Annotated in this window: 24 protein-coding genes; 19 read left to right on the forward strand and 5 right to left on the reverse strand. The window is 60.8% G+C overall.

Going from position 1 to position 26,589, the window contains the following annotated elements:
* Positions 1–160: 160 nt before the first annotated feature.
* A complete protein-coding gene (locus ASE98_RS07745) occupies positions 161–568 on the reverse strand; it encodes a PA2817 family protein (RefSeq protein WP_060540797.1) in 408 nt (135 codons plus the stop codon).
* A gap of 83 nt (positions 569–651) precedes the next feature.
* Positions 652–3,099 carry an acyl-CoA dehydrogenase gene (locus ASE98_RS07750; RefSeq protein ID WP_060540798.1) on the reverse strand — a complete coding sequence of 816 codons (2,448 nt, stop codon included), beginning with the start codon at positions 3,097–3,099 and terminating at the stop codon, positions 652–654.
* A 249-nt stretch (positions 3,100–3,348) separates the two neighbouring features.
* Between ASE98_RS07750 and ASE98_RS07755 the strand changes: the two genes are divergently transcribed.
* The 4 genes from ASE98_RS07755 to ASE98_RS07770 all read left to right on the forward strand — a co-directional run bounded on the left by ASE98_RS07755 (position 3,349) and on the right by ASE98_RS07770 (position 6,517).
* Positions 3,349–4,008, forward strand: a complete 660-nt coding sequence (locus ASE98_RS07755; protein ID WP_060540799.1) for a transglutaminase-like domain-containing protein — start codon at positions 3,349–3,351, stop codon at positions 4,006–4,008.
* A 43-nt stretch (positions 4,009–4,051) separates the two neighbouring features.
* On the forward strand, positions 4,052–4,675 hold the full coding sequence (locus ASE98_RS07760) for a glutathione S-transferase family protein (protein ID WP_060540800.1): 624 nt from the start codon (positions 4,052–4,054) through the stop codon (positions 4,673–4,675).
* A gap of 133 nt (positions 4,676–4,808) precedes the next feature.
* On the forward strand, positions 4,809–5,741 hold the full coding sequence (locus ASE98_RS07765) for an ABC transporter ATP-binding protein (RefSeq protein WP_060540801.1): 933 nt from the start codon (positions 4,809–4,811) through the stop codon (positions 5,739–5,741).
* On the forward strand, positions 5,738–6,517 hold the full coding sequence (locus ASE98_RS07770) for an ABC transporter permease (RefSeq protein WP_060540802.1): 780 nt from the start codon (positions 5,738–5,740) through the stop codon (positions 6,515–6,517). Before ASE98_RS07765 ends, ASE98_RS07770 begins: the two co-directional genes overlap by 4 nt.
* Positions 6,518–7,047: 530 nt before the next feature.
* Here the strand turns inward: ASE98_RS07770 and ASE98_RS07775 are convergent.
* A complete protein-coding gene (locus ASE98_RS07775) occupies positions 7,048–7,563 on the reverse strand; it encodes a DUF2062 domain-containing protein (protein ID WP_060540803.1) in 516 nt (171 codons plus the stop codon).
* Between the two features lie 135 nt (positions 7,564–7,698).
* Between ASE98_RS07775 and ASE98_RS07780 the strand changes: the two genes are divergently transcribed.
* The 12 genes from ASE98_RS07780 (at position 7,699) to ASE98_RS07835 (ending at position 19,155) form a co-directional block, all read left to right on the forward strand.
* Positions 7,699–9,933 (forward strand): DNA internalization-related competence protein ComEC/Rec2, encoded by a 2,235-nt coding sequence (locus tag ASE98_RS07780; protein ID WP_060540804.1) that lies wholly within the window; start codon positions 7,699–7,701, stop codon positions 9,931–9,933.
* 98 nt (positions 9,934–10,031) lie between these two features.
* On the forward strand, positions 10,032–10,667 hold the full coding sequence (locus ASE98_RS07785) for a MotA/TolQ/ExbB proton channel family protein (RefSeq protein ID WP_060540893.1): 636 nt from the start codon (positions 10,032–10,034) through the stop codon (positions 10,665–10,667).
* The gene (locus ASE98_RS07790; protein WP_060540805.1) at positions 10,664–11,092 is read left to right on the forward strand and encodes an ExbD/TolR family protein; all 429 of its coding nucleotides are present in this window, start codon (positions 10,664–10,666) and stop codon (positions 11,090–11,092) included. Before ASE98_RS07785 ends, ASE98_RS07790 begins: the two co-directional genes overlap by 4 nt.
* A complete protein-coding gene (gene lpxK, locus ASE98_RS07795) occupies positions 11,092–12,102 on the forward strand; it encodes a tetraacyldisaccharide 4'-kinase (protein WP_060540806.1) in 1,011 nt (336 codons plus the stop codon). The genes ASE98_RS07790 and lpxK overlap by 1 nt, the downstream gene beginning before the upstream one ends.
* Before the next feature lie 25 nt (positions 12,103–12,127).
* Positions 12,128–12,313, forward strand: a complete 186-nt coding sequence (locus tag ASE98_RS07800) for a Trm112 family protein (RefSeq protein WP_003179363.1) — start codon at positions 12,128–12,130, stop codon at positions 12,311–12,313.
* Entirely contained in the window at positions 12,310–13,074 is a 765-nt protein-coding gene (gene kdsB, locus ASE98_RS07805; RefSeq protein WP_060540807.1) for a 3-deoxy-manno-octulosonate cytidylyltransferase, read from the forward strand. Before ASE98_RS07800 ends, kdsB begins: the two co-directional genes overlap by 4 nt.
* Complete coding sequence (locus tag ASE98_RS07810; RefSeq protein WP_060540808.1) at positions 13,074–13,538, forward strand: low molecular weight protein-tyrosine-phosphatase; 465 nt, start codon at positions 13,074–13,076, stop codon at positions 13,536–13,538. The genes kdsB and ASE98_RS07810 overlap by 1 nt, the downstream gene beginning before the upstream one ends.
* Positions 13,535–14,554 (forward strand): UDP-N-acetylmuramate dehydrogenase, encoded by a 1,020-nt coding sequence (gene murB / locus ASE98_RS07815; RefSeq protein WP_060540809.1) that lies wholly within the window; start codon positions 13,535–13,537, stop codon positions 14,552–14,554. Before ASE98_RS07810 ends, murB begins: the two co-directional genes overlap by 4 nt.
* A gap of 242 nt (positions 14,555–14,796) precedes the next feature.
* Complete coding sequence (locus ASE98_RS07820; protein ID WP_060540810.1) at positions 14,797–15,267, forward strand: (2Fe-2S)-binding protein; 471 nt, start codon at positions 14,797–14,799, stop codon at positions 15,265–15,267.
* Positions 15,264–17,585 carry a xanthine dehydrogenase family protein molybdopterin-binding subunit gene (locus ASE98_RS07825; protein ID WP_060540811.1) on the forward strand — a complete coding sequence of 774 codons (2,322 nt, stop codon included), beginning with the start codon at positions 15,264–15,266 and terminating at the stop codon, positions 17,583–17,585. Before ASE98_RS07820 ends, ASE98_RS07825 begins: the two co-directional genes overlap by 4 nt.
* On the forward strand, positions 17,585–18,568 hold the full coding sequence (locus ASE98_RS07830) for an XdhC family protein (RefSeq protein WP_060540812.1): 984 nt from the start codon (positions 17,585–17,587) through the stop codon (positions 18,566–18,568). The genes ASE98_RS07825 and ASE98_RS07830 overlap by 1 nt, the downstream gene beginning before the upstream one ends.
* Positions 18,565–19,155 carry a nucleotidyltransferase family protein gene (locus ASE98_RS07835; RefSeq protein ID WP_060540813.1) on the forward strand — a complete coding sequence of 197 codons (591 nt, stop codon included), beginning with the start codon at positions 18,565–18,567 and terminating at the stop codon, positions 19,153–19,155. The genes ASE98_RS07830 and ASE98_RS07835 overlap by 4 nt, the downstream gene beginning before the upstream one ends.
* A gap of 116 nt (positions 19,156–19,271) precedes the next feature.
* On the opposite strand, the gene rne is transcribed toward ASE98_RS07835, so the two are convergent.
* A complete protein-coding gene (rne, locus tag ASE98_RS07840) occupies positions 19,272–22,526 on the reverse strand; it encodes a ribonuclease E (RefSeq protein ID WP_060540814.1) in 3,255 nt (1,084 codons plus the stop codon).
* A 700-nt stretch (positions 22,527–23,226) separates the two neighbouring features.
* Here rne and rluC point away from each other — a divergent pair.
* The 3 genes from rluC to ASE98_RS07855 are packed head-to-tail and all read left to right on the forward strand — an operon-like array spanning position 23,227 to position 25,852.
* Positions 23,227–24,189 carry a 23S rRNA pseudouridine(955/2504/2580) synthase RluC gene (gene rluC, locus ASE98_RS07845; RefSeq protein WP_060540815.1) on the forward strand — a complete coding sequence of 321 codons (963 nt, stop codon included), beginning with the start codon at positions 23,227–23,229 and terminating at the stop codon, positions 24,187–24,189.
* Positions 24,176–24,838: an HAD-IA family hydrolase gene (locus ASE98_RS07850; RefSeq protein ID WP_060540816.1), complete on the forward strand. Its 663-nt coding sequence runs from the start codon at positions 24,176–24,178 to the stop codon at positions 24,836–24,838. The genes rluC and ASE98_RS07850 overlap by 14 nt, the downstream gene beginning before the upstream one ends.
* 24 nt (positions 24,839–24,862) lie before the next feature.
* The gene (locus tag ASE98_RS07855; RefSeq protein WP_060540817.1) at positions 24,863–25,852 is read left to right on the forward strand and encodes a S49 family peptidase; all 990 of its coding nucleotides are present in this window, start codon (positions 24,863–24,865) and stop codon (positions 25,850–25,852) included.
* Positions 25,853–25,983: 131 nt separating this feature from the next.
* Here ASE98_RS07855 and ASE98_RS07860 read toward each other — a convergent pair whose 3' ends face one another.
* Positions 25,984–26,562, reverse strand: a complete 579-nt coding sequence (locus tag ASE98_RS07860; protein WP_060540818.1) for a Maf family protein — start codon at positions 26,560–26,562, stop codon at positions 25,984–25,986.
* Between the last annotated feature and the right edge of the window lie 27 nt (positions 26,563–26,589).

Below are 26,589 nucleotides of genomic sequence, written 5' to 3' on the forward strand. Positions count from 1 at the left end.
AAGCCAGCGTGTAATCGCGCTGACTGCGCCTTTTCCCCGAATCCATTGCTCCCTCCTGAAAATAGGTCAGAAGGTGTAAACCTTATTCAGGACGGGACAGAACCCAAAAAAAGGCCCGCATGTTCATCCATGCGGGCCTTTTTGCATTGCGGGTCGTAGATCAGTGCTTGCTGTCCTGATTCGACATAGCCAGCAGCTGTTTTTCCTGGTTCCAGTCGAAAGGTTCGTCGTTCTGTTGGGCTTCGAAGCGACGTTCTTCCAGTGCCTGATACAGGTCGATTTCATCATCGGGCATGTAGTGCAGGCAGTCGCCGGCGAAGTACCACAGCAGGTCGCGCGGGACCAGGTGAGCGATTTGCGGGTAGCGGGTGATGACCTGGCACAGGATGTCCTGGCCCAGATACTGGCTTTCGATCGGATCGACTGGCAGTAGTGCAAGCAGTTCGTCGAAGCGCTCGAGGAACAAGGCATGACTTTCGTCGGGAACCTGCTCGGCCTCACCTACGGCGACCAGGATGCTGCGCAAGTGGTCGAGTAAAACGAGATGATCGGCAACGATGTTGGACACGAGATAAGTCCTCAAGAGCAAAACGGGCGCGGGAGTATAAAGCTCCTGCGCCCTTTTTTACACATTGCACAGGTTGTGCTGGATCAGCGGACTTGTCCCGCCGCCAGCGCGATGTCCTGTTTGTCGAAGTCATCGACATCGATCACTTTGCGTCGGGCCGCTTCTGCTTCACGCAAGGTTTGCGCTTCCACCGGCTGCAATACGCCGGCCTCAAGCGCGGCATCGATCACATGTTCACCCGCAACCGGTTTGACCTGACCGCTCTTGAGCGCTACATGCAGTTTTTTCTGCAGCGGTTGTGCCGCGTTCAACAGATCACAGGCATGTTGCAGGGCGCCGACCGGATCATCGGCCGATTGTGGGCGATAGCAACCGAGCAGCATTTCTTCCAGTGCCGGATCACCCTTGGCGCGGCCAATGAGCGCAGCGACTTCGGCACCGAGTTTGTCCGACGGCCCTTTGTGGCGGCGGCCGAATGGAAACACGATCACTCGCAGCAGACAGCCCAGTACCTTGTTCGGGAAGTTGCTCAGCAGTTCATCCATGGCTCGCTCGGCCTGCCCCAGGCTTTCTTCCATGGCCCAGGTGAACAGTGGCGTCATGTACTGCGGTGAGTCGAGGTCGTGGTAACGCTTGAGCGCGGCGGAGGCCAGGTACATGTTGCTCAACACATCACCGAGCCGCGCCGACAGGCGTTCGCGGCGTTTCAGTTCACCGCCCAGCAGCATCATGCTGAGGTCGGCGAGCAGGGCAAAGGCGGCGGCCTGACGGTTGAGGGCGCGGAAATAACCCTGGCTGAGTTTGTCGCCCGGAGCTGATTCCAGATGGCCGAAGCCCAGGTTCAGCACCAGGGTGCTGGCCGCGTTGCTCACGGCGAAACCGATGTGCTTGAGCAGAAGACCATCGAACTCGGTCAGTGCCTGATCCTTGTCCTCACGGCTGGCCAGCGCCATTTCCTTGAGCACGAAGGGGTGGCAGCGAATCGCGCCCTGGCCGAAGATCATCAGGTTGCGCGAGAGAATGTTGGCGCCTTCCACGGTGATGAAGATCGGCGCGCCGTGCCATTTGCGACCGAGGTAATTGTTCGGCCCCATGATGATCGCCTTGCCGCCGTGCACGTCCATGGCGTCGCTGATGCAGTCGCGGCCGCGCTCGGTGAGGTGGTACTTGAGAATCGCCGACAACACCGACGGTTTCTCGCCCAGATCCACCGCGTTGGCGGTGAGCATCCGTGCGGCGTCCATCATCCAGGCGTTGCCGCCGATACGCGCCATGGCTTCCTGAATGCCTTCGAAGGCGGCAATTGGCACGTTGAACTGTTCGCGAATCTGCGCGTATTGGCCGGTCACCAGACTGGTGAACTTGGCCATGCCGGTGCCCACCGCCGGCAGGGAAATGGAACGCCCGACCGACAGGCAATTCATCAGCATCATCCAGCCTTTGCCGAGCATTTCCTGGCCGCCGATGAGGAACTCCAGCGGTACGAACACATCCTTGCCGGCGTTCGGGCCGTTCATGAACGCTGCGCCCAAAGGCAGGTGCCGGCGGCCGATTTCAACGCCGGCGGTGTCGGTCGGAATCAGCGCAAGGCTGATGCCCAGGTCTTCCTGGTCGCCCAACAGGTGATCGGGGTCGTAGGCTTTGAACGCCAGGCCGAGGAGGGTGGCCACCGGGCCGAGGGTGATGTAGCGCTTTTCCCAGTTCAGGCGCAGGCCGAGGACTTCGTTACCTTCCCATTGTCCTTTGCAGATCACCCCGGAATCCGGCATGCCACCGGCATCGGAGCCGGCCAGTGGGCCTGTGAGGGCAAAGCAGGGGATTTCATCACCGCGTGCCAGCCGTGGCAGGTAATGATTGCGTTGTTCGTCGGTGCCGTAGTGCAGCAACAATTCGGCCGGTCCGAGGGAGTTGGGGACCATCACCGTAGACGCCAGGTCGCCGCTGTGGCTCGCCAGTTTCATTGCCACCTGCGAGTGGGCATAGGCCGAGAAACCCTTGCCGCCAAACTCCTTGGGAATGATCAGGGCAAAGAATCCGTTTTCCTTGATGAACGCCCAGGCTTCGGCAGGCAGGTCCATGGTCTGACCGATCTGCCATTCGCTGACCATGGCGCAGAGTTGCTCGGTCGGTCCATCGATGAACGCCTGTTCCTCTTCGCTCAATTGCACTTTCGGGTAGGCAAGCAACTTGTTCCAGTCCGGGCGACCGCTGAACAGTTCGCCATCCCACCATACCGTGCCGGCGTCGATGGCATCGCGTTCGGTTTGCGACATCGGCGGCAGGGTTTTCTGGAACCAGTTGAACAGCGGTGCGCTGAAGAATTTGCGCCGCAGGTCCGGCAGCAGCAATGGCGCGGCAACGGCGGCGATCAGCACCCAGAAAACCAGCAGCAGCCAGCCCGGTGCGCGGCTGAACGCACCCATCGCCACGACGTAAATGGCAACGATGCCCAGGGCAGGCAGCGGGTCAATTCGGCGGTGAGCCAGATAAGCAACCCCGACTAGCAGTACCAGAATCCACAACAGCAGCATATTTAATCCTCCGTGAAACCAGGGCAGACCAGCCCTCAGAGCTTAGACGGCATCCACAGAACGGGGTGGTCAGAGCGATGTGATTGAAATCGTAGGAAACCCTGGATGGTTTTCGTAGGCCCGCATGGCAGCAGGCGTGGGAAAAGCGTTGGTTGAGCGAGCGGCAAAGCGCCCATGTTTGGCCGAAATGTCGTTATCTCTGTGCTGAACCTCTCGCTAGACTCGGGGCTTCCCCAGGAGATTGTTCTCATGCACGAGTATCTGAGTCCCGGCCGCTTCATCGATAGTGACCACCCATGTGTGGTGGAGTTCGCCGAAAAACACCGTGGCGTCAGTCGCGATCCGCTTGGGCAGGCGATCAATCTCTACTACGCCGTGCGCGAGGCGGTGCGCTACAACCCTTATACCTTCAGCCTTGATCCACAGACCTTGTGCGGTAGTCATGCGCTGGCGGCGGGGGAAAGTTACTGCGTGCCCAAGGCCACGCTGCTGGCAGGTTGCGCCCGGCATTGCGGCATTCCCGCGCGGATCGGCCTGGCGGATGTGCGCAATCATTTGTCGACGCCACGCCTGCTCGAATTGCTCAAGAGCGACGTGTTCGCGATGCATGGATATACCGAGTTTTACTTGCAGGATCGCTGGGTCAAGGCGACTCCGGCGTTCAACCAGAAGCTCTGTGACCTGTTCAATGTGGCGCCGCTGGAATTCGACGGGGTCAATGACAGTGTCTTTCATCCCTTCAATCGCGATGGCGCGAAGCTGATGGAGTACGTTGCCGATCACGGCCAGTTCACCGACGTGCCGCAAGCGTTCTTTTTCGAGCACTTGAAAAAGTGCTACCCGCATCTGTTCGGTGAGCACCAGCAACCACTGCTGGGGGACATGCAGAGCGATTTGAGTCGCGCCTGATCCGGCGTATGCTGCCTGCCCACTTATCGAAAAAGAGGCGGTCATGCTGAAGATCTGGGGTCGGAAAAACTCATCGAATGTCAAAAAGCCGTTGTGGGCCGCCGAGGAACTGGGGCTTGCCTATGAAGCCATCGATGCGGGTGGTGCCTTTGGTGTCGTCGATACGCCCGAGTACCGCGCGATGAACCCCAACGGCCGGGTGCCGATGATTGAAGATGACGGCTTTGTCATGTGGGAATCCAATGCCATCGTGCGCTACCTGATGGCTCGCCACGCCCACGGCACGTCCTGGTATCCGGCGGACCCGCAAGGCCGGGCCAATGCCGACAAGTGGATGGACTGGACCTCCTTCAGCATTGCCGGCCCGTTCCGCACGGTGTTCTGGGGCGTGTTGCGCACCCCGGCCGAGCAGCAGGACTGGCCGGCGATCAAGGCGGCGATCAAAGAGTGCGACACGCTGCTGGCTATGGCCGACCAGGCGCTGGCGGTCAAACCCTGGCTGTCTGGTGACGAGATTGGCATGGGTGACATTCCCCTCGGCAGTTTTATTTATGCCTGGTTCGAGATGCCGATCGAGCGTGCACCACAGCCTCATCTGGAGGCCTGGTACGAACGGCTCAAGCAGCGTCCGGCCTATCAGAAGGCGGTTATGACCGCGTTGACTTAATAATCACTATCGACACACTTGACTGTACTTGTGTGGCGGCGACAAGCACCATTGTGTGTATGCGACGTGGTTGCAATGCTCGCCGCCCGCCCTTATCTGGCCCATTCCCTCCTTCCTGGTGCGTAAATCCGATATGAGTTCCGCTCTGTCCATCCGGCAGCTAACCAAAACCTACGGCAACGGTTTCCAGGCCCTGAGTGGTATCGATCTGGAAGTGGCCGAAGGTGACTTTTTCGCCTTGCTCGGCCCGAACGGCGCCGGCAAATCCACGACCATCGGCATTCTCTCGACCCTGGTGAACAAGACCAGCGGAACAGTGAATATCTTTGGCCATGACCTGGACAAGAATCCTGCGGCGCTCAAGCGCTCGATCGGCGTAGTGCCCCAGGAATTCAACTTCAACCAGTTTGAAAAGACCTTCGACATCGTCGTGACCCAGGCGGGTTACTACGGCATCCCGGCAAAAATCGCCAAGCAGCGGGCCGAGCAGTACCTGACCCAGCTCGGCCTGTGGGACAAGCGCGATGTGCCGTCGCGTTCGCTGTCCGGCGGCATGAAGCGGCGACTGATGATCGCGCGTGCGCTGGTTCATGAACCGCGCCTGCTGATCCTCGACGAACCGACTGCCGGGGTGGACATCGAACTGCGTCGCTCGATGTGGAGCTTCCTCACCGAGCTGAACCAGAAAGGCATCACCATCATCCTTACCACTCACTACCTGGAAGAGGCTGAACAGTTGTGCCGCAACATCGGCATCATCGACCACGGCACCATTGTCGAGAACACCAGCATGCGTCAGTTGCTCAGCCAACTGCATGTCGAAACCTTCCTGCTGGACCTCAAAGGCAATCTGGCTGCCGCGCCGCAACTGCTCGGTTACCCGTCAAGGCTGCTTGATAGCCATACCCTGGAAGTCCAGGTGGACAAGTCCATGGGTATCACTGCGCTGTTCACTCAGCTCGCGCAGCAGAACATCGAAGTTCTGAGCCTGCGTAACAAAACCAATCGCCTCGAGGAGTTGTTCGTGTCCCTGGTGGAGAAAAATCTGTCTAAGGTGGCGGTATGAGTTCCGAGCTGCGCCCCAATCTCGTCGCCCTCAATACCATCGTCTACCGTGAGGTCCGGCGTTTTACCCGGATCTGGCCGCAGACCCTGCTGCCGCCGGCGATCACCATGGTTTTGTACTTCGTGATCTTCGGTAATCTGATCGGTCGGCAGATCGGCGACATGGGTGGCTTTACCTACATGGAGTACATCGTGCCGGGGCTGATCATGATGTCAGTGATCACTAACTCCTATGGCAACGTGGTATCGAGTTTCTTCGGCAGCAAGTTTCAGCGCTCCATCGAAGAATTGATGGTGTCGCCTTTGTCACCGCACACGATTCTGATCGGCTACACCCTGGGCGGCGTGTTGCGCGGGTTGATGGTAGGGATCATCGTGACGCTGCTGTCGCTGTTCTTTACCGATCTGCAGGTGCATCACCTGGGCGTGACCATTCTGGTGGTGGTGCTGACCGCGACGATCTTTTCGCTGCTGGGGTTCATCAACGCGGTGTTTGCGCGTAACTTTGATGATATTTCGATTATTCCGACCTTTGTGCTGACGCCTTTGACTTACCTTGGCGGGGTGTTTTATTCGATCTCGTTGCTGCCGCCGTTCTGGCAGACGGTGTCTATGGCCAATCCGGTCTTGCATATGGTCAATGCGTTTCGGTATGGGATTCTTGGGGTTTCGGATATTCGGATCAGTATTGCTATCACCTTTATGCTGGTGGCGACTGTGGTGTTGTATGTGGGGTGTGCGCGGTTGTTGGTGAGTGGGCGGGGGATGCGGACTTGAGTTTCGGTTGTTTTTGACCGAGTACATATCCGTTGCTGCGGTAACGGCCGCTTATGGTTCCGCTCTTACAGCGGGTCACTTTTGGCAAACGCCCCAAAAGTAACCAAAAGGTCTTGCCCCACCATTCGGTGCCTCGCCTAGGCTCGGCATTCCCTCACTCCGGCATTGCTCCGGGGGCCCGCCGCCATCGGCCATCCATGGCCGAGGGCGGCTACCGCGGCATCCATGCCGCGGTGCCCCCTGCGCAACGCCTGCGTTCGGCCTCTGGAAACGGGGCAGGCAGATCAAAATCAAATGCCAAGCCAAAGCAAAAGCAAAAGCAAAAGCTTTTCTAACTGGGTTCGAATGCTTACGCAAAAACTGTAGGAGCTGGCTTGCCAGCGATTAGGCCGGCACGTCCAGCATCAATGTGGCCTGACCCACCGCCATCGCGAGCAGGCTCGCTCCCACAGAAAAGCTGTCGGGTGTACACCCATCCAAACAGGCCGAGCTACAGCTAGAATCGCTTTGCTTTTGCGGGAGGCGCCCCCTCACATCCGACGCTGCTTACGCCGCCGCCATTGCCGCGCCACCCACCATCGCCAATACATCATCACCAGAAAATACGCCAACGCCCCAAGGACCACGCCGGTCACTACTGACCCCAGTAGAAACGGCTGCCACAAGGTCGAGAGTTCGCCCCTGACCCATTCCCAGCTCAACTCATCCGGCAAGCTCCGGGCGGGGACGTCCATCAGCCAGGCGCCGGTCTGGTAGGTGCAATAGAACACCGCCGGCATCGTGATCGGATTGGTCAGCCAGACCAGGCTGACGGCAATCGGAATGTTGCCGCGCACCATGATCGAGAGAAAGGCGGCCAGCAGCATTTGCATCGGGATCGGCAGGAACGCCGCGAACAGGCCCACCGCCATGGCGCGGGCGACCGAGTGGCGGTTGAGGTGCCAGAGGTTCGGGTCATGCAGCAGGGAGCCAAGAAAGCGTAAGGATTTGTGTTCCCTGATGCTGGCCGGATCTGGCATGTAACGTTTGAATAAGCGCCGGGGCATAAGGCTTCTCGATCGGTGAAGGCGGCAAGTATGTCTGGATTCCATGACCTGACTATTCAGACTTTGTGACAATTGTTAACGGCAGACGTGCGACGAACCGGCTAAGCCTTGGAGGGGACTCTCAAGGACGAGCTTATGCGCACAGGGGTGATGGCGCTGGCGTTGGGTCTGCTGACCTTGCGTTTTTTGCCGGTATTACCGCCGGTCTGGTTGTTGCTGTTGCTACCGGTGATGGCTTTGATGCTATTGCCGTTCAGGACCTATCCGGTGGCGTTTTTCCTGTTCGGCTTGAGTTGGGCGTGCGCCAATGCCCAATGGGCGCTGGATGATCGCCTGATGGCGCGGCTGGACGGTGAAACACTCTGGCTTGAAGGGCGGGTTACCGGGTTGCCGCAGAATGCCGGCGCAGTGGTGCGATTCGAACTGAGCGACAGCCAGTCGCGGCGTGCGGCATTACCGCGACGCATGCGCCTGGCCTGGTATGGCGGGCCGCCGGTCATGGCCGGCGAGCGCTGGCGGCTGGCGGTCAAATTGAAACGTCCCGCCGGGCTGCTCAATCCCCATGCCTTCGATTACGACGCCTGGCTGCTGGCGCAACGTATCGGTGCCACTGGATCGGTCAAGGATGGCAATCGACTGAGCGAAGCCCGATGGGCCTGGCGCGACGGTATCCGCCAGCGCCTGCAGGCTGTGGATGCCCAGGGGCGTACCGGTGCATTGATTGCGCTGGTACTGGGGGATGGCGCCGGCCTGAGCCGCGAAGACTGGCAAGTGCTGCAAGACACCGGCACTGTCCATCTGCTGGTGATTTCCGGACAACACATCGGTTTGCTGGCCGGGTTGGTGTACCTGCTGATCGCCGGGCTGGCGCGTTATGGGCTGTGGCCGGGTCGTTTGCCCTGGTTGCCCTGGGCATGTGCACTGGCATTCGCCGCCGCACTGGGTTACGGGCTGTTGGCTGGCTTTGACGTGCCTGTGCGGCGCGCCTGCGTGATGATCGGCCTGGTGCTGCTTTGGCGCCTGCGTTTTCGCCATGTCGGCGCCTGGTGGCCACTGTTGCTGGCACTCAACGGCGTCTTGCTGATGGATCCGCTGGCCAGCCTGCAGCCGGGTTTCTGGTTATCGTTCGCTGCAGTGGCGGTGTTGATTTTCATTTTTGGCGGGCGGCTGGGCCCTTGGCGGTGGTGGCAGTCCTGGACTCGCGCCCAGTGGTTGATCGCGATCGGTCTGTGCCCGCTGCTGTTGATTCTCGGACTGCCGATCAGCCTCAGTGGGCCGCTGGTCAATTTGCTGGCGGTGCCCTGGATCAGTATGGTGGTGCTGCCACCGGCGCTGCTGGGCACGCTGTTGTTGCCCATTCCGGTGCTAGGGGAGAGCTTGCTGTGGCTGGCCGGTGGGCTGATCGACTGGCTGTTCACCGGTCTGGGTCTGATGGCCGGACACCTTCCTGCATGGGTCCCGCCCGCAGTCCCGCTGTGGGCATGGGTGATTGGTGCGCTGGGCGCCGTTCTGCTGCTGATGCCCAAAGGCGTGCCGCTGCGCTGGCTGGGCTGGCCGATGTTGCTGCTGTTGGTTTTTCCGCCCCGACCACTGTTGCCGCCAGGCATCGCTGAAATATGGCAACTGGATGTCGGACAAGGCCTGGCTATCCTGGTGCGAACCCGCAACCACGCGCTTTTATATGACGCCGGCCCGCGTATGGGGGATTCAGATCTGGGCGAGCGAGTCGTACTACCGACCTTGCGCAAGCTGGGGGTGGACGAGTTGGACCTGATGCTGATCAGTCACGCCCACGCTGATCATGCTGGCGGTGCGCCGGCGGTGGCCCGGGGGCTGCGGGTCAAGCGGGTAATGGCTGGCGAGCCTGAGGGACTGCCGGCTGGATTGAATGCCGAGGGCTGTGACAGCGCTCGACAATGGGCGTGGGACGGGGTGAACTTCCAGCTCTGGCAATGGGCGTCGGCCGGCGACAGTAATCAACACTCCTGCGTGCTGCACATTGAAGCCGGTGGCGAGGGAATGTTGCTGGGCGGGGACATCGACGCCGCGGCTGAGCGGGCTTTGCTCGACAGCCCCCTTGGCGTTCCCACCGACTGGTTACAGGCCCCGCATCACGGTAGTCGCAGTTCGTCGTCGATGGCCCTGCTCGGGCGATTGCAACCCAAGGCAGTCCTGATTTCCCGGGGGCAGGGCAATTCATTCGGCCACCCGCACCCTACGGTGCTGGAGCGCTATCGCAGGCGTGGTGTGCAGATCTATGACAGCGCCGAGCAGGGTGCCATTCATCTGCAACTGGGGCGTTTCGAAGCGCCGTGGACAATGCGCCAGGAACGGCGCTTCTGGCGCAATCCGCCGCCTTCAAGTCCATGACCCGGTAATATCGATGCCCGACCGTATGCGACATGCCGGTCTTCGGTGCGCCGACCCCCTATGTTAGAGTGGCGAACTTTTTCGAGGGGACTGTCACTGTGTGGGAATTGGTCAAATCCGGCGGCTGGATGATGCTGCCGATCATTTTGAGCTCCATCGCGGCCATGGCAATCGTCGCCGAGCGTCTATGGACGCTGCGGGCCAGTCGCGTGACCCCGGAGCATTTGCTCGGGCAGGTCTGGGTCTGGATCAAGGACAAGCAACTCAATAAGGACAAACTCAAGGAACTGCGCGCCAACTCGCCCTTGGGCGAAATTCTGGCCGCCGGCCTGGCCAACTCCAGGCATGGTCGCGAGATCATGAAAGAGTGCATCGAGGAGGCCGCCGGACGGGTCATCCATGAGCTGGAACGTTACGTCAACGCCCTTGGCACTATTGCCGCCATGGCGCCATTGCTGGGCCTGCTGGGCACGGTGCTGGGCATGATCGACATTTTCAGCGCATTCACAGGTTCCGGCATGACCACCAACGCCTCGGTGCTGGCCGGTGGTATCTCCAAGGCGCTGATCACCACGGCCGCCGGCCTGATGGTGGGTATTCCAGCGGTGTTCTTCCACCGTTTCCTGCAACGCCGGATCGACGAGCTGGTGGTCGGGATGGAGCAGGAAGCGATCAAGCTGGTCGAAGTCGTGCAGGGCGACCGTGATGTGGACCTGGCCGGGAGCAAAGCGTGAAATTCCGCCGCAAACCTCGGGAAACGGTGGACATCAATCTCGCGTCGCTGATCGACGTGGTGTTTATCCTGCTGCTGTTTTTTGTCGTGACCACCACCTTTACCCGTGAAACCCAGCTGCGCGTCGATCTTCCGGAAGCGGTCACCGGCTCACCGGCCGAAGACCAGAGCAAGCCGGTGGACATCACCATCAGCGCGGACGGCGTGTTCTCGGTGAACAACCAGATCCTGCCGAAAAGCGACCTCGCTTCGCTGATGGATGCGCTGCAAAAAGAGGCCAATGGCGATACCAGCCGGCCGCTGTCCATCAGCGCTGACGGCAAGACCCAGCATCAGTCCGTCATCACCGCCATGGATGCCGCCGGCAAGCTCGGTTTCAGCCATTTGCGCATGACCACTGTCGAGGCGGCGCCGCCCGCGCCCTGATGGCCATGTCCGATCGATTGCTCGCCGCCTGGTACGCAGGTCATCCGGCCCTGAAACTGTTGCAGCCTCTGGAGTGGTTGTACCGGCGCGTGGTCATCAACAAGCGCAAGCGCTTCCTGGCCGGTGAGGGCGAGATCTATCAGCCACCCGTGCCGTTGATCGTGGTCGGCAATATCACCGTGGGTGGCACCGGCAAGACGCCGCTGATCTTGTGGATGATCCAGCATTGCCAGCGCAGTGGCCTGCGGGTGGGGGTGGTCAGTCGGGGCTACGGCGCCAAACCGCCGCAGTTGCCGTGGCGGGTCGAGGCCCAGCAGGGCGCCGACGTTGCCGGCGATGAACCGCTGCTGATTGTCCAGCGTACCGGTGTGCCGTTAATGATTGATCCCAATCGCAGCAACGCCGTCAAAGCGCTGCTGGCCAGTGAACCGCTGGACCTGATTCTGTCCGACGACGGCATGCAGCATTACCGCCTGGCCCGCGACCTGGAACTGGTCTTGATCGACGCCGCCCGTGGCCTGGGCAACCGCCGCTGCCTGCCGGCCGGGCCCTTGCGCGAGCCGGTCGAGCGCCTGCAAAGCGTAGACGCGGTGCTCTACAACGGAGCCAACGCTGACCGCAACGATGGCTTTGCCTTCCAGCTGCAACCCACCGCGCTGGTCAACCTGAACAGTGGCGAACGCCGCCCACTTGACCATTTCCCGGCGGGACAAGCCGTGCATGCGGTGGCCGGGATCGGCAATCCGCAACGTTTCTTCAACACCCTCGAAACGCTACACTGGCAGCCTGTACCCCACGCATTTGCCGACCACGCTGAATACAGTGTGCAGGCCTTGAATTTCACGCCGTCATTGCCGTTGGTGATGACGGAAAAGGACGCGGTGAAGTGCCGTGCCTTCGCCGCCGCCGATTGGTGGTACCTGGCGGTCGATGCTGTGCCATCACCGGCCTTTGTGGCCTGGTTCGATACGCAGCTGATGCGCCTGTTGCCGAATCGTCTTTTGCCTTAAATCCGTTTTTATCCAGGGAATGCTCATGGACACCAAATTGCTCGACATCCTCGCTTGCCCGGTCTGCAAAGGCCCGCTCAAACTCAGCGCCGACAAGACCGAGCTGATCAGCAAGGGCGCCGGCCTGGCCTACCCGATTCGTGACGGCATCCCGGTGATGCTCGAATCCGAAGCGCGCACCCTGACCACCGATGAGCGTCTGGATAAATGACCACCGCCTTTACCGTCGTCATTCCGTCGCGTTATGCCTCTACCCGTCTGCCGGGCAAGCCGCTGCTGCTGATTGCCGGCAAGCCGATGATCCAGCACGTCTGGGAGCAGGCGAGCAAAAGCAGTGCCGAGCGTGTGGTCGTGGCCACGGACGATGCGCGAATAGTCGAGGCCTGCAAAGGTTTCGGCGCCGAAGTGGTGCTGACCCGAGAAGATCACAATTCCGGTACCGATCGCCTGGCTGAAGTGGCGTCGAAGCTGGGACTGGCCGCCGATGCCATCGTGGTCAACGTTCAGGGCGACGAGCCGCTGATTCCGCCGAGCGTGATCGATCAGGTGGCCGCCAACCTGGCTGCCCACACCGAGGCGCGCATGGCCACGTTGGCCGAGCCGATCGAAGACGTGGAAACCCTGTTCAATCCCAACGTGGTCAAGGTCGTCAGCGACCTCAACGGGCTGGCACTGACGTTCAGTCGCGCTACCTTGCCCTGGGCGCGGGATGCCTTCGCGAAAAGCCGCGAGCAGCTGCCGGAAGGCGTGCCGTATCGCCGCCATATCGGCATCTATGCCTACCGCGCCGGTTTCCTGCATGACTTTGTCAGCTGGGGCCCGTGCTGGCTGGAAAACACCGAATCGCTGGAGCAGCTGCGTGCCCTGTGGCACGGTGTGCGGATTCACGTCGCCGATGCATTGATCGCGCCGCCAACCGGCGTTGATACCGTTGAAGACCTCGAGCGCGTTCGTCGCCTGCTGGAGGCCTGATGCGGGTTCTGTTTGTCTGCCTGGGCAACATCTGCCGTTCTCCCACGGCCGAAGGGGTGCTGCGGCATAAGCTGCGCGAAGCGGGGCTGGCCACGCAGGTCGAAGTCGCTTCCGCCGGCACCGGCGACTGGCACGTCGGCAAGGCACCGGACAGGCGCAGCCAGGCGGCGGCAAAGCTGCGTGGCTACGATTTGTCTGCCCAGCGTGCCCGGCAAGTGAGCCGCGCCGATTTCGCCACGTACGACCTGATCCTGGCGATGGATAACAGCAACCTGCGCAACCTCAAGGCCTTGCAGCCGCCCAAGGGCAAGGCTGAGCTGGATTTGTTCCTGCGCCGTTATCAGTCGCCAATCGATGAAGTCCCGGACCCGTACTATGACGGCGACCAGGGTTTTGAGCAGGTGCTCGACTTGATCGAGCGCGCCAGCGATCTGTTGGTGATCGAATTGAAGGGACGGTTATGAGTTTGCAGGTTCGGTCACAGGTTTCGCTCAAGCCGTTCAACAGCTTTGGCGTGGACGTCCAGGCGCGCTGGTTTGCCGAGGCCCATAGCGACGCGGATGTGCGCGAAGCCCTGGCCTACGGGCTGGAACACAAGGTGCCGGTGCTGGTCATCGGTGGCGGCAGCAACTTGTTGCTGACCGCCGATATCGAGGCGCTGGTGTTGCGCATGGCCACGCGCGGGATTCGCGTATTGAGCGATGACGGCAGCAAGGTGGTGATTGAAGCGCAGGCGGGCGAGCCTTGGCATCCGTTCGTCCAGCACACCCTGGCACAGGGGTTGTCCGGCCTGGAGAATCTAAGCCTGATCCCGGGTACTGTTGGCGCGGCACCGATGCAGAACATCGGTGCCTATGGCGTCGAGATCAAGGATGTGTTCGCCGGCCTTACTGCTCTGGATCGCCATAGCGGCGAGCTTCGCGACTTCAGCCTGGAGGAGTGTAACTTCGCCTACCGCGACAGCCTGTTCAAACAGGACCCGGGACGCTGGTTGATCCTGCGTGTGCGTTTCACCCTCGACCGCGCTGCACATTTGCACCTGGAATACGGCCCGGTGCGTCAGCGCCTGACCGAGCAAGGCATCGAGCATCCCACCGCCAGCGATGTCAGCCAGGCGATCTGCAGCATTCGCAGCGAAAAGCTTCCAGACCCGGCCGTGCTTGGCAATGCCGGCAGCTTCTTCAAGAACCCCCTGGTGTCCGGCGAACTGGCCGCACGTCTGAAGGGTGAATACCCCGACCTGGTGGCCTATGCCCAAGCCGACGGGCAGATGAAACTGGCCGCTGGCTGGCTGATCGAACGGGCCGGGTGGAAAGGCTTCCGCGAAGCCGACGCAGGCGTACACAAGTTGCAGGCGCTGGTGCTGGTCAACTATGGCGATGCGACCGGTCTGCAGTTGCTGGACCTTGCGCAGCGCATACAGAAAGACGTTGCAGATCGTTTCCAGGTCGAATTGGAAATGGAGCCTAATCGGTATTGAGGCTAAGCTCTCAAGACTGATCCAAAAGCCCTGCACAAACTCAATTGTGCAGGGCTTTTTTGTTAATACCGGGTTAATCCGGCGACCTGACGATCAAGCATTTGCTCTACCAAAGGCCCGGTCCGGACGAGTTCGTCCGTACAAGAGAGCCCATCAGCCTGAGTCGATCTGCGATACCCGAACCGCTTGGCAAAAGCGGCAGATTGCTCGACCCCATAACCTCATACTATGCGGGCGTGCCCATGATTACCCTGAAACTCAACGGTCAAGACCATTCGCTCGACGTCACCGAAGACATGCCGCTGCTCTGGGCAATCCGCGACGTGGCCGGTTACAACGGCACCAAGTTCGGCTGCGGTCTTGGTCTGTGCGGCGCCTGTACCATTCATATCGAAGGCGCTCCGGCGCGCAGTTGCATCACGCCGATCGGCTCGGTAGTGGGGCAGAACGTCACCACCATCGAAAACCTGAACGCCGATCCGGTCGGTAAAGTCGTACAGCAAGCCTGGCTCGACACGGCGGTTGCCCAATGCGGTTTCTGCCAGGGCGGGCAAATCATGTCGGCCACTGCACTGCTCAAAACCAACCCGGACCCCAGCGACGCACAGATAGAAGAGGCGATGGTTGGCAACATCTGTCGCTGCGGCACTTACAACCGCATCAAGACGGCTATCCGTCAGGCCTCCACCCACCTGAAGGAGGCCAAGGCATGAATCGGTTGCCAAATGATTTCGCCCTGAGCAATCTCAGTCGTCGCGGTTTCCTCAAAGGCGTGGGCGCTACCAGTGCGCTGGTCATCGCCGCAAGTTGGGGTTGGCAGGATGCGTTTGCCGAAGAAAAAGACAAGAAGTTCGGCGCCGAAGGTATGCCCCATGGCTGGGTCGATGATCCCAAGGTCTACGTCAGCATCGCCGCCGATGGCACGGTGACGGTGGTCTGCAACCGTTCGGAAATGGGTCAGGGCGTGCGCACCAGCCTGACCATGGTGGTGGCCGATGAGCTGGAAGCCGATTGGGCGCGGGTCAAAGTGCAACAGGCACCGGGCGACGAGGTACGCTTCGGCAACCAGGACACTGACGGCTCGCGCAGCATGCGCCACTGGTACGAGCCGATGCGCCGCTGCGGTGCCGCTGCGCGAACCATGCTGGAGCAGGCCGCTGCCGATCAGTGGAAAGTGCCTGTCGGTGAGTGCCATGCGCAACTGCATAAAGTCATTCACAAACCGAGCGGTCGTGAACTCGATTACGGTGTTTTGGCCGCCGCTGCCGGCGCCTTGGCCGTACCGCCCCGCGACAGCTTGAAACTCAAGCAAGCCTCGGAGTTTCGCTACATCGGCAAGGAAGGCACCAAAGCCATCGACGGCGAGGACATCGTCAACGGCCGCGCGGTGTACGGCGCCGATGTGCATTTCGACGGCATGTTGTTTGCCACCATTGCCCGGCCTGCGGTGTATGGCGGCAAGGTCAAGACCTTCGATGCCAGTGCGGCGATGAAAGTCCCAGGTGTGGTCAAGGTGCTGCAGATTGAAAGTCGGCCACTGCCATCGGAGTTTCAGCCCCTGGGTGGTGTTGCCGTGGTGGCTAGCAACACCTGGGCGGCGATCAAGGGTCGCGAGGCACTGAAGATCGAATGGGATGACGGTCCCAATGCCAGTTACGACTCGATTGCCTACCGCAAGGAGCTTGAAGCCGCCTCGCTCAAGCCCGGCAAAGTGGTGCGCAACACCGGCAATATCGACGAGGCCATGACCAGCGCGGCCAGTACGTTGGAGGCGTCCTACTATCTGCCACACCTGTCGCAATCGCCGATGGAACCGATGGTCGCCATCGCGCGGTACAAGGACGGGGTTTGTGAGGCCTGGGGTCCCAGTCAGGCGCCGCAGGTCAGCCGCACGCGCATTGGCGAACGACTGGGTATCCCATTTGATAACGTAACGCTCAATGTCACGCTGCTGGGCGGCGGTTTCGGGCGCAAGTCCAAACCCGATTTCATCATTGAAGCGGCCATTCTTGCCAAGGAGTTCCCCGGTAAGGCGGTGCGGGTGCAATGGACCCGTGAAGACGACATCCACTGTTCCTACTTCCATACAGTGTCGGCCGAATACCTCAAGGCCAGCCTGAACAAGGATGGCCTGCCATCCGGCTGGTTGCACCGTACGGTGGCGCCGAGCATCACCGCGCTGTTCGCGCCGGGCATGAACCACGAGGCCGCTTTCGAGCTGGGCATGGGCTTTACCAACATGGCGTATGCGATTCCCAACATTCGCCTGGAAAACCCTGAAGCGACGGTGCACACGCGGGTCGGCTGGTATCGCTCGGTGTCGAACATTCCCCACGGCTTCGCGATTCAGAGCTTCATCGATGAACTGGCGCACAAGGCCGGGGAAGATCCGCTCAAGTACCAGATCAGACTGCTCGGCCCGGACCGTAAGATTGATCCACGTACCTTGAGCGAGGAGTGGAACTACGGCGAGTCTCCCGAGCGTTACCCGATCGATACTGCTCGCCTGCGCACGGTGTTGGAAACCGCGGCCAAAGCCGCCGGTTGGGGGCGCGAACTGCCCAAAGGTCGAGGCTTGGGCCTGGCGGTGCATTACAGTTTCGTCACCTATGTGGCGGCGGTGATCGAAGTCGAAGTCAAGGACGACGGTACCTTGATCGTGCACAAGGCGGACATCGCCGTCGATTGCGGGCCGCAAATCAATCCCGAGCGCATTCGCGCGCAATTCGAGGGTGCCTGTGTCATGGGCCTGGGCAATGCGGTGCTGGGGGAAATCAGCTTCAAGGATGGCAAGGTCCAACAGGACAACTTCCATATGTATGAAGTGGCGCGTATGTCCCTGGCGCCAAAAGAGGTTGCCGTGCATCTGGTGACGCCGCCGGGCGACGTGCCGTTGGGGGGCGTCGGTGAGCCGGGTGTGCCGCCGATTGCGCCGGCACTGTGCAATGCCATTTTTGCCGCCACCGGCAAACGCATCCGTGATCTGCCGGTGCGTTATCAGCTGTCGGGCTGGCAAAAGGCGCAGGCTTGATGGACAGCGCCGACCTGAATGTCCTGCGCAGCGTGCTGCAATGGCGCCGTGCCGGGCAGCGCGTGATGCTGTACAGCGTGGTCGAAACCTGGGGCACCGCGCCCCGGGCGCCGGGGGCGATGCTGGCCTTGCGTGAAGACGGTGTGGTGATCGGGTCGGTCTCCGGCGGTTGTGTCGAGGATGACCTGATCGCCCGCCTGCACGACGGGCGAATTACCCCGGATGGGCCGCCGGTGGAGCTGATCACCTACGGCGTGACCCGCGAGGAGGCCGCTCGATTCGGTCTGCCTTGCGGTGGCACCTTGCGCCTGACCGAGGAGCGTATCGGCGAGGCCGATTGGGTCGAGCAATTGCTGGCCCGTTGCGAGGCCCATGAAATTGTTGCCCGTGAGCTGAACCTGGCGACGGGCGAAGTGGTATTGCAGCCCGCTGGCAAAACCGACCTGTTGACCTTTGACGGCCAGACCTTGCGTGCAATCTACGGTCCGCGCTGGCGTCTGTTGCTGATCGGTGCGGGGCAGTTGTCCCGATACGTCGCCGAAATGGCGCGATTACTCGATTTCGAGGTGCTGATCTGCGATCCGCGCACCGAGTTTGTCTACGGCTGGGAAGAACAGCACGGTCGTTTTGTCTCGGGCATGCCCGACGAGGCGGTGCTGAATATCCTGGCCGATGAGCGCACGGCCATCGTGGCACTGACTCACGACCCGCGCCTGGATGATATGGCGTTGCTCACGGCGCTCGACTCCAGGGCGTTCTACGTCGGCGCATTGGGTTCGCGGGTCAACAGCCAGAAGCGCCGGGAAAATCTGGCTCAACTGGGCTTGTCGCCACAGGCCATTGATCGTTTGCATGGGCCGATCGGTTTGCACATCGGCAGCCATAACCCGGCGGAAATCGCCCTGTCGCTAATGGCGGAAATCGTGGCGATCAAAAATGGTGTCGAACTGAAACAGAAGAAACCGTTGCAGGAGCGTGTATGACCGAATCCATCGGCGTCATTGTGTTGGCAGCGGGGCAGGGCAGTCGCTTTCGTCAGGTTGCCGGAGCCGACAAGGACAAATTACTGGCCGATTGCCCCGGTCGCGACGGTGCAGTTCGATCTGTCATCGAGCACGTTCTGAGGAATCTGCCACCCGCTCTCGACAAGCGTGTGCTGGTAACCACTGCTGACCGCCCTCAGGTCATTCGCATGGCCCAGGCCTATGGCTGCGAGATTGTGTTGATCGAATCGTCCGGCATGGGCGACAGCATTGCTGCGGGCGTCGCTGAGTGCGCGCAACTCGATGGCTGGTTGATGGTGCTGGGGGATATGCCATTTATTCTGCCGTCCAGCGTCGAGCAAGTGCTGGTGGGGATTAGCCACGACAGTATCAGCGTGCCGGTACAGAATGGTGAGTACGGGCATCCGGTCGGGTTCGGGCGCGACTTTGCCGCAGGATTGATGGCGCTGTCGGGAGATCGTGGCGCCAAACCGCTGTTTGCGCAGGGGCGGGTGGTAGAGGTGGCAGTGGATGACCCGGGAGTGCTATGGGACGTGGATGTCCCGGAAAAGCTGACCTTCCTGTAAACACCGATTCCCTGTAGGAGCGAGCAGGGGGGATTCGCGGTGAATGTGTGGACGAATTGCATCATAAAAAAGCCCCGCCTGGGTCACCAGGCGGGGCTTTTTAGTGGCCGATGGAATCAGACGAGAGGTTTAGGCTCGTGTTCTTTTTCCAGGGCTTGTTCCTGTTGCTCTACGGCTTCCTGAACGGAGCGAGGTGCTTCGTCGATCACCGACTCAACAGCGGCTTCTGCAACCGGGGCAGGTGCTGCCTCGACCACTTCGGCAACCGGAGCTGCAGCGCCAGCCAGTTCGGCTTCCTTCTGCAGGCGTTCGGCTTCACGCTTGCGGCGACGCACTTCACGCGGATCGTTAGGTGCACGGCCGCTTGGCGTCAGGGCGCTGGCAGGGGCTGCTTCGGCCACAGGTGCTGGAGCTTCGGCAACAACCGGCGCTTCGACGACTGGCGCTTCAATCGCTGGTTCTGGTGCTGGAGCCGGCTCTGCAGCAGCAACCACAGGCTCGGAGACCATGGCTTGAGCTACTTCGGCCTCTGCAACCGGCGCAGGCGCTGGCGTTTCGGCTACGGAAGGCTCCGCCACCCAGTTGAACGCGGTCTGCTCTTCGCGAACTTCACGCACAGTCTCGGTCACGGTTTCAGTCACGGTCTCGACAACCGGTTCTGCAACCACGGCAGGTGCTTCAACCACTGGAGCTGGCTCGGCGGCGGCCTCGAACACAGGTTGTGCCTGAGGTGCAGGGGCGACTTCGATTTCCGGCGATGCGGTCACTTCTACCGGCGTAGTCGCTTCAACGACTGGCGCTTCGACCGGAGCGGTTTCCTGGGTAGAAGCAGTGGCGCGTTCGGCTTGCTCGTTAGCCTGGGCTTCGGCTGGCGCGCTGATCACGCTGCTGGCAACAGCGGCGGTAACAGCCAGGCCGGCGGCCAGATCGGCAGTGCTTGGCGCTTCGCTGGTGGCGGCGGTTTCGCTGGCTTCGCCGGACTCGGATTCTTCCGAACCCTCAATCACGTTGCCATTGGCATCACGTTGACGCTCGCGACGGTTGCTGCGACGACGCTGGCCACGGGAGCGGCGGCGTGGACGATCGCCTTCGGCGCTGTCCTGACCGTCTTCCTGCAGTTGCTCTTCGCTTGTGGTCAGTTCTTCTTCGGCGACGGCAGCAGCGGCTTGTTCGGCACGTGGCTGACGCTCTTCACGCGGTGGGCGTGGAGCACGTTCTTCACGTGGCTGACGGGCTGGACGCTCTTCAGCGACAACAGCGGCGGCAGCAGCAACAACGGCCGGAGCGGCATCCAGAGGCTCGCGCAGTTCGCGCACGCGCTCTTCACGCTCGCCACGTGGCTTGCGGTCTTCACGCGGGGCACGCGGAGCACGCTCTTCACGCGGAGCGCGTGGTGCGCGTTCTTCACGGGCTACTGCCGGAGTCTCTTCACGGGTCTCGCGAGGCTCGCGAACTTCCCGTGGCTGACGCTCTTCGCGTGGCTCACGTGGTGCGCGTTCTTCACGCGGTGCACGTTCTTCGCGAGGCTTGCGCTCTTCGTCGCGGCGACCGTTACGGTTGCGGCTTTGCTGGCGACCGTTGCGACGCTCTTCGTTGCGGGCCGGACGCTCGCTCGCCGGTTTTTCAACCACAACTGGAGCCGCAGGCTCTTCCTTGGTGGCGAACAGGCTGACCAGGGACTTCACCAGGCCTTTGAACAGGCTTGGCTCCGGCACGGTGGCTGGTGCAGCAACCGGGGCAGCAACGACTTCAGTCGGAACAGGAGCGTTGGCGCGGGCCGGCGCGGTCTTGACCGCGGCTTCCTGGCGAACCAGGGTACGGGTCGCGGCAGCTGGCTGGACTTCTTCGACTTCGGCAGCGGCAGCGGCGATTTCGTAGCTGGACTGGTTGGTGGCAGCTTCCGGGCTGTCGTCACGCAGGCGCTGAACTTCGAAGTGCGGCGTTTCCAGGTGATCGTTCGGCAGGATGACGATACGGGCACGGGTGCGCAGTTCGATCTTGGTGATCGAGTTGCGTTTTTCGTTGAGCAGGAACGCAGCGACCGGGATCGGCACCTGGGCGCGAACTTCGGCGGTGCGGTCTTTCAGGGCTTCTTCTTCGATCAGGCGCAGGATCGCCAGGGACAGCGATTCAACGTCACGAATGATGCCGGTGCCGTTGCAACGCGGGCAAACGATGCCGCTGCTTTCGCCAAGCGATGGACGCAGGCGCTGACGGGACATTTCCAGCAGGCCGAAGCGCGAGATGCGACCGACTTGCACGCGAGCGCGGTCGGCTTCCAGGCATTCGCGGACTTTCTCTTCCACGGCGCGCTGGTTCTTGGCAGGGGTCATGTCGATGAAGTCGATGACGATCAGGCCGCCGATGTCGCGCAGGCGCAACTGACGGGCGATTTCTTCGGCGGCTTCAAGGTTGGTCTGCAGTGCGGTCTCTTCGATGTCGCTGCCTTTGGTGGCGCGCGCCGAGTTGATGTCGATGGACACCAGGGCTTCGGTCGGATCGATGACGATGGAACCGCCGGAAGGCAGCTCGACGACGCGCTGGAAAGCGGTCTCGATCTGGCTTTCGATCTGGAAACGGTTGAACAGCGGCACGCTGTCTTCGTACAGCTTGATCTTGCTGGCGTACTGCGGCATCACCTGGCGGATGAAGGTCAGGGCTTCGTCCTGGGCTTCAACGCTGTCGATCAGCACTTCGCCGATGTCCTGGCGCAGGTAATCGCGGATGGCGCGGATGATCACGTTGCTTTCCTGATAGATCAGGAATGGCGCGGAGCGATCCAGCGACGCTTCTTTGATGGCGGTCCACAGTTGCAGCAGGTAGTCGAGGTCCCACTGCATTTCTTCGCTGCTGCGGCCAAGGCCGGCAGTGCGCACGATCAGACCCATGTCGGCCGGGGCAACCAGGCCGTTCAGCGCTTCGCGCAGTTCATTGCGCTCTTCGCCTTCGATGCGACGGGAGATACCGCCGGCACGCGGGTTGTTCGGCATCAGCACCAGGTAACGACCGGCCAGACTGATGAAAGTGGTCAGGGCTGCGCCCTTGTTGCCACGTTCCTCTTTTTCCACCTGAACGATGACTTCCTGGCCTTCGCTCAGGACGTCCTTGATGTTGACGCGGCCTTCAGGGGCTTTCTTGAAGTATTCGCGGGAGATTTCTTTGAGGGGCAGGAAGCCGTGGCGCTCGGAGCCGAAATCGACAAAGGCAGCCTCAAGGCTTGGTTCGATGCGAGTAATCCGGCCTTTATAGATGTTGGCCTTCTTCTGCTCGCGTGCACCGGATTCGATGTCCAGGTCGTAGAGGCGCTGGCCGTCTACCAGTGCAACACGCAACTCTTCGGGTTGAGTTGCGTTAATCAGCATTCTTTTCATGTAGTACCGTCGGTTTCCGGGCTGCCGGAAACGGCGTTCGGCACACACGACTTCTCATGGTCGGTGTCAGGTGCGTCGGGAGTGGTTGGCCATTCCCGTGTCCAGCGAAGTCCGGCCAATGTGGGCCTTCATCGCGACGTACGCGTCCTGCTTGCTGTGGCTACTTAAGCACTCAGTCAGGAGGAGGAATCAACCGGCGGCTGTGGACGAGATGAAGCGTCTTGATAAAGCCTATTGCTACACAGTCCAGCGGTTGTGCATCTCCACCCTACACGTATCCCTGATAATTCGGGTGCTGCCGCGCGCAGAATCCGCAGCGGGTTGGCATTTACCGTGAGCTCCGAAAGGGGAGGTCACGCATCATGGCTAATTTAGGCGTTGTTTCCGAAGCATTCGCTCGGGGTCATCAGCAGCTGACTGCACTTTGTGAACTGGCCGTGAATATTGGCTCGCAAGGGAGTGGAAACTCTGCTTTACGGCTTGATTCAGGCCTCATGTCACCTGCGCTCGTTACACCTGCAAACTCCACCGTTACGTAGCAAAAGCCCCGTAGGACGGCCTCGCGTCCTGGTGAATTGCGTTGGTCAGGGTCGGTTTTTGACCGTTGTACCACTGTCCAGGCCGCTTTTGGCGGCGTTCGCGACTATAGCAGCAATGATTAAGTGCTTCAATTCCATAAAAAATTGTTATCATTCGCGGCATGACGACGACTACCCCCCCGACTCCAGGCGTACAACTGCTTGAGGTCTCGCCGGAATATGCCGGCCAACGCATTGATAACTTCCTTCTCGCCCGGCTCAAAGGCGTGCCCAAGACCTTGATTTACCGCATTTTGCGTAAAGGCGAAGTGCGCGTGAACAAGGGGCGGATCAAGCCCGAGTACAAGCTTCAGGCCGGCGACATCGTGCGCGTGCCGCCGGTTCGCGTGCCTGAGCGAGACGAGCCGGTGCCGCTGGCACAAGGCCTGCTGCAGCGCCTCGAGGCCTCGATTGTCTACGAAGACAAGGCGCTGATCGTGATCAACAAGCCTGCCGGCATCGCTGTCCATGGCGGTAGCGGCCTGACGTTCGGTGTCATCGAAGCTTTCCGTCAGTTGCGCCCTGATTGCAAGGAACTCGAACTGGTACACCGTCTCGACCGTGACACGTCCGGCCTGCTGATGATCGCCAAGAAGCGCAGCATGTTGCGCCACTTGCACACCGCGTTGCGCGGTGATGGCGTCGACAAGCGCTACATGGCACTGGTCCGTGGCAATTGGGCAAGCTCGATCAAGCAAGTCCGTGCAGCGCTGGGCAAGAGCAATCTGCGCTCCGGCGAGCGCATGGTCGAGGTCGACGAAGAGGAGGGCAAGGAGTCCGTGACCGTGTTCAAGGTCCTGCGTCGCTTCGGCGACTTTGCCACCTTGATCGAAGCCAAGCCGATTACCGGTCGGACTCACCAGATCCGTGTGCATACCTTGCACGCCGGGCATTGCATCGCTGGCGATACCAAATACGGCGAAGAGGGTTTCAGCAAGGAGATCCGCGATCTGGGCGGCAAGCGCTTGTTCCTGCACGCCTACATGCTGACCGTGCCGTTGCCGGATGGTGGCGAACTGAAGCTTTCGGCGCCAGTCGACGAGATGTGGGCCAAGACCGTGGAGCGATTGAGTGCGCCCATCTGACTACAAGCTGCTGATTTTTGATTGGGATGGCACCCTGGCTGATTCCATTGGTCGGATTGTCGAGGCGATGCACGTGGCATCCGAGCGTTCGGGGTTTGAGTTGCGCGATGATTTTGCCGTCAAGGGCATCATCGGCCTGGGTCTGCCGGAAGCCATCCGCACGTTGTATCCCGAAATCGGCGATACCGAGCTTGTAGCGTTCCGCCAGCACTATGCCGACCACTACATCGCCTCGGAGGCGGTGCCTTCGCCTTTGTTTGAAGGAGTGGTCGAGTCGCTCGAGGCGTTCAGGGAGGAGGGGTATCATTTGGCAGTGGCGACGGGCAAGGCTCGTCGTGGTCTGGATCGGGTGCTGAAATCCCATGGCTGGGAAAATTATTTCGATATCACCCGCGCGGCGGACGAAACCGCCAGCAAGCCCCATCCGTTGATGCTTGAGCAGATCCTCGCCCATTGCGAGGTTCGCCCGGAGCAGGCGTTGATGGTCGGCGATTCATCGTTCGATTTGCAGATGGCGCGTAATGCCGGCATGGATTCGGTGGCGGTCAGCTATGGCGCTCAATCGATCGAGGCGCTGAAGCTGTTCGAGCCGCGTCTGGCCATTGACCGTTTTTCACAATTGCATGCCTGGCTGAGTCAGCGGGCTTAATACGTTTTTGCAGGGGTAGATGGCATGGCCGACGAATGGAAGGCGCCCGCCGAGGCGAGCGCAGAGAGCGGTGACGAGAAAAGCTGGAAGCTGCTGGAAAAGACGCTGCTGGCCAGTGTGCAGGAGCAGCGCAGGTCTCGGCGCTGGGGGATTTTCTTCAAGTTGTTGACCTTCGTGTACCTGTTTGGCGCGCTGCTGCTGTTCACGCCGTTGATGGACATGGAAAAAGCCGCGACGCGCAGTACCAACTACACGGCGTTGATCGATATCACCGGCGTGATCGCCGACAAGGAACCGGCCAGTGCTGACAATGTCGTCGGCAGCCTGCGAGCGGCCTTCGAGGATGAAAAGGTCAAGGGTGTCATCCTGCGCATCAACAGCCCGGGTGGCAGTCCGGTGCAGTCGGGTTATGTCTACGACGAGATCCGCCGTCTGCGCGCCCTGCATCCGGACATCAAGCTGTACGCGGTGATTTCCGATCTGGGGGCTTCCGGCGCTTACTACATCGCCAGTGCGGCAGATCAGATCTACGCCGACAAGGCGAGCCTGGTCGGCTCCATTGGCGTGACGGCGGCCGGTTATGGTTTTGTCGGAACCATGGAGAAGCTTGGCGTCGAGCGCCGCACCTACACCTCTGGCGAGCACAAGTCGTTCCTTGATCCCTTCCAGCCGCAAAAGCCTGAAGAGACCGCATTCTGGCAGGGCGTGCTCGACACCACCCATAAACAGTTCATCAACAGCGTCAAGGTGGGGCGTGGCGATCGCCTGAAGGACAAGGAGCATCCGGAGCTGTTCTCCGGCCTGGTCTGGTCGGGGGAGCAGGCGCTGCCGCTGGGGCTGATCGATGGCATGGGCAATGCCAGTTCGGTTGCGCGGGATGTGATCGGCGAGAAGGAATTGGTGGACTTCACTGTCCAGGAGTCGCCTTTCGATCGCTTCTCGAAAAAACTCGGGGCCAGCGTGGCTGAGCATCTGGCAATGTGGATGGGGTTTAACGGTCCGTCGCTGCGCTGATTTTTCGAATGTACAAAAAAACCGGCCATTGCCGGTTTTTTTGTCATCTCACGTAACCCTGCGGGAGCTGGCTTGCCGGCGATCAGGCTACAAGTAGGATCGCCAGCAAGCTTGCCTGCAAGGTGGGGTGATCAGGGGATTTGCACGCCCTCTGCGAGCAGCATGTCGATCAAGCGAATCAGCGGCAGGCCGATCAGGCTGGTGGCATCAGGCCCTTCGGTGCTCTGAAACAGGCTCACGCCCAATCCTTCGGCCTTGAAGCTGCCAGCGCAGTCGTAGGGCTGTTCTGCGTGCAGATAGCGCTCGATGCGCGCCGCGTCGAGCGTGCGCATGTGTACCGTGAATGGAATGCAGTCGACCTGGCAGTGGCCGGTCTGGCTGTTCAGCAGCGCCAAACCGGTGAGGAAGGTCACGCTGGTGCCGCTGCTGGCCAACAGTTGTTCCCGGGCTTTTTCGAAGGTGTGGGGCTTGCCGATGATGCAGTTGCCCAGTACCGCGACCTGATCGGAGCCGATAATCAGATGAGCGGTATGGCTGTCGGCCAGTGCCCGTGCTTTCTGCTCGGCGAGGCGTTTGACCAGGTCGATGGCAGGCTCGTCAGGTCGATGGCTTTCATCGATGTCAGGCGAGCTGCAAGTGAATGGCAGCTGCAAGCGGGCCAGTAATTCCCGGCGGTACGCCGAGCTGGAAGCAAGTAATAAAGGCAGCATTGCACGTCTCCATAAGGCAGGCGCGAA

This window comes from Pseudomonas sp. Leaf48, assembly GCF_001421885.1.
In the GTDB taxonomy this organism is placed as follows: Bacteria; Pseudomonadota; Gammaproteobacteria; order Pseudomonadales; family Pseudomonadaceae; genus Aquipseudomonas.

Coding starts and splice junctions, on each gene's coding strand:
- ASE98_RS07750 (WP_060540798.1), bottom strand. CDS start 3,099: ATGCTGCTGTTGTGGATTCTGGTACTGCTAGTCGGGGTTGCTTATCTG.
- ASE98_RS07755 (WP_060540799.1), top strand. CDS start 3,349: ATGCACGAGTATCTGAGTCCCGGCCGCTTCATCGATAGTGACCACCCA.
- ASE98_RS07760 (WP_060540800.1), top strand. CDS start 4,052: ATGCTGAAGATCTGGGGTCGGAAAAACTCATCGAATGTCAAAAAGCCG.
- ASE98_RS07765 (WP_060540801.1), top strand. CDS start 4,809: ATGAGTTCCGCTCTGTCCATCCGGCAGCTAACCAAAACCTACGGCAAC.
- ASE98_RS07770 (WP_060540802.1), top strand. CDS start 5,738: ATGAGTTCCGAGCTGCGCCCCAATCTCGTCGCCCTCAATACCATCGTC.
- ASE98_RS07775 (WP_060540803.1), bottom strand. CDS start 7,563: ATGCCCCGGCGCTTATTCAAACGTTACATGCCAGATCCGGCCAGCATC.
- ASE98_RS07780 (WP_060540804.1), top strand. CDS start 7,699: ATGCGCACAGGGGTGATGGCGCTGGCGTTGGGTCTGCTGACCTTGCGT.
- lpxK (WP_060540806.1), top strand. CDS start 11,092: ATGGCCATGTCCGATCGATTGCTCGCCGCCTGGTACGCAGGTCATCCG.
- ASE98_RS07800 (WP_003179363.1), top strand. CDS start 12,128: ATGGACACCAAATTGCTCGACATCCTCGCTTGCCCGGTCTGCAAAGGC.
- kdsB (WP_060540807.1), top strand. CDS start 12,310: ATGACCACCGCCTTTACCGTCGTCATTCCGTCGCGTTATGCCTCTACC.
- ASE98_RS07810 (WP_060540808.1), top strand. CDS start 13,074: ATGCGGGTTCTGTTTGTCTGCCTGGGCAACATCTGCCGTTCTCCCACG.
- murB (WP_060540809.1), top strand. CDS start 13,535: ATGAGTTTGCAGGTTCGGTCACAGGTTTCGCTCAAGCCGTTCAACAGC.
- ASE98_RS07820 (WP_060540810.1), top strand. CDS start 14,797: ATGATTACCCTGAAACTCAACGGTCAAGACCATTCGCTCGACGTCACC.
- ASE98_RS07825 (WP_060540811.1), top strand. CDS start 15,264: ATGAATCGGTTGCCAAATGATTTCGCCCTGAGCAATCTCAGTCGTCGC.
- ASE98_RS07830 (WP_060540812.1), top strand. CDS start 17,585: ATGGACAGCGCCGACCTGAATGTCCTGCGCAGCGTGCTGCAATGGCGC.
- ASE98_RS07835 (WP_060540813.1), top strand. CDS start 18,565: ATGACCGAATCCATCGGCGTCATTGTGTTGGCAGCGGGGCAGGGCAGT.
- rne (WP_060540814.1), bottom strand. CDS start 22,526: ATGAAAAGAATGCTGATTAACGCAACTCAACCCGAAGAGTTGCGTGTT.
- rluC (WP_060540815.1), top strand. CDS start 23,227: ATGACGACGACTACCCCCCCGACTCCAGGCGTACAACTGCTTGAGGTC.
- ASE98_RS07855 (WP_060540817.1), top strand. CDS start 24,863: ATGGCCGACGAATGGAAGGCGCCCGCCGAGGCGAGCGCAGAGAGCGGT.
- ASE98_RS07860 (WP_060540818.1), bottom strand. CDS start 26,562: ATGCTGCCTTTATTACTTGCTTCCAGCTCGGCGTACCGCCGGGAATTA.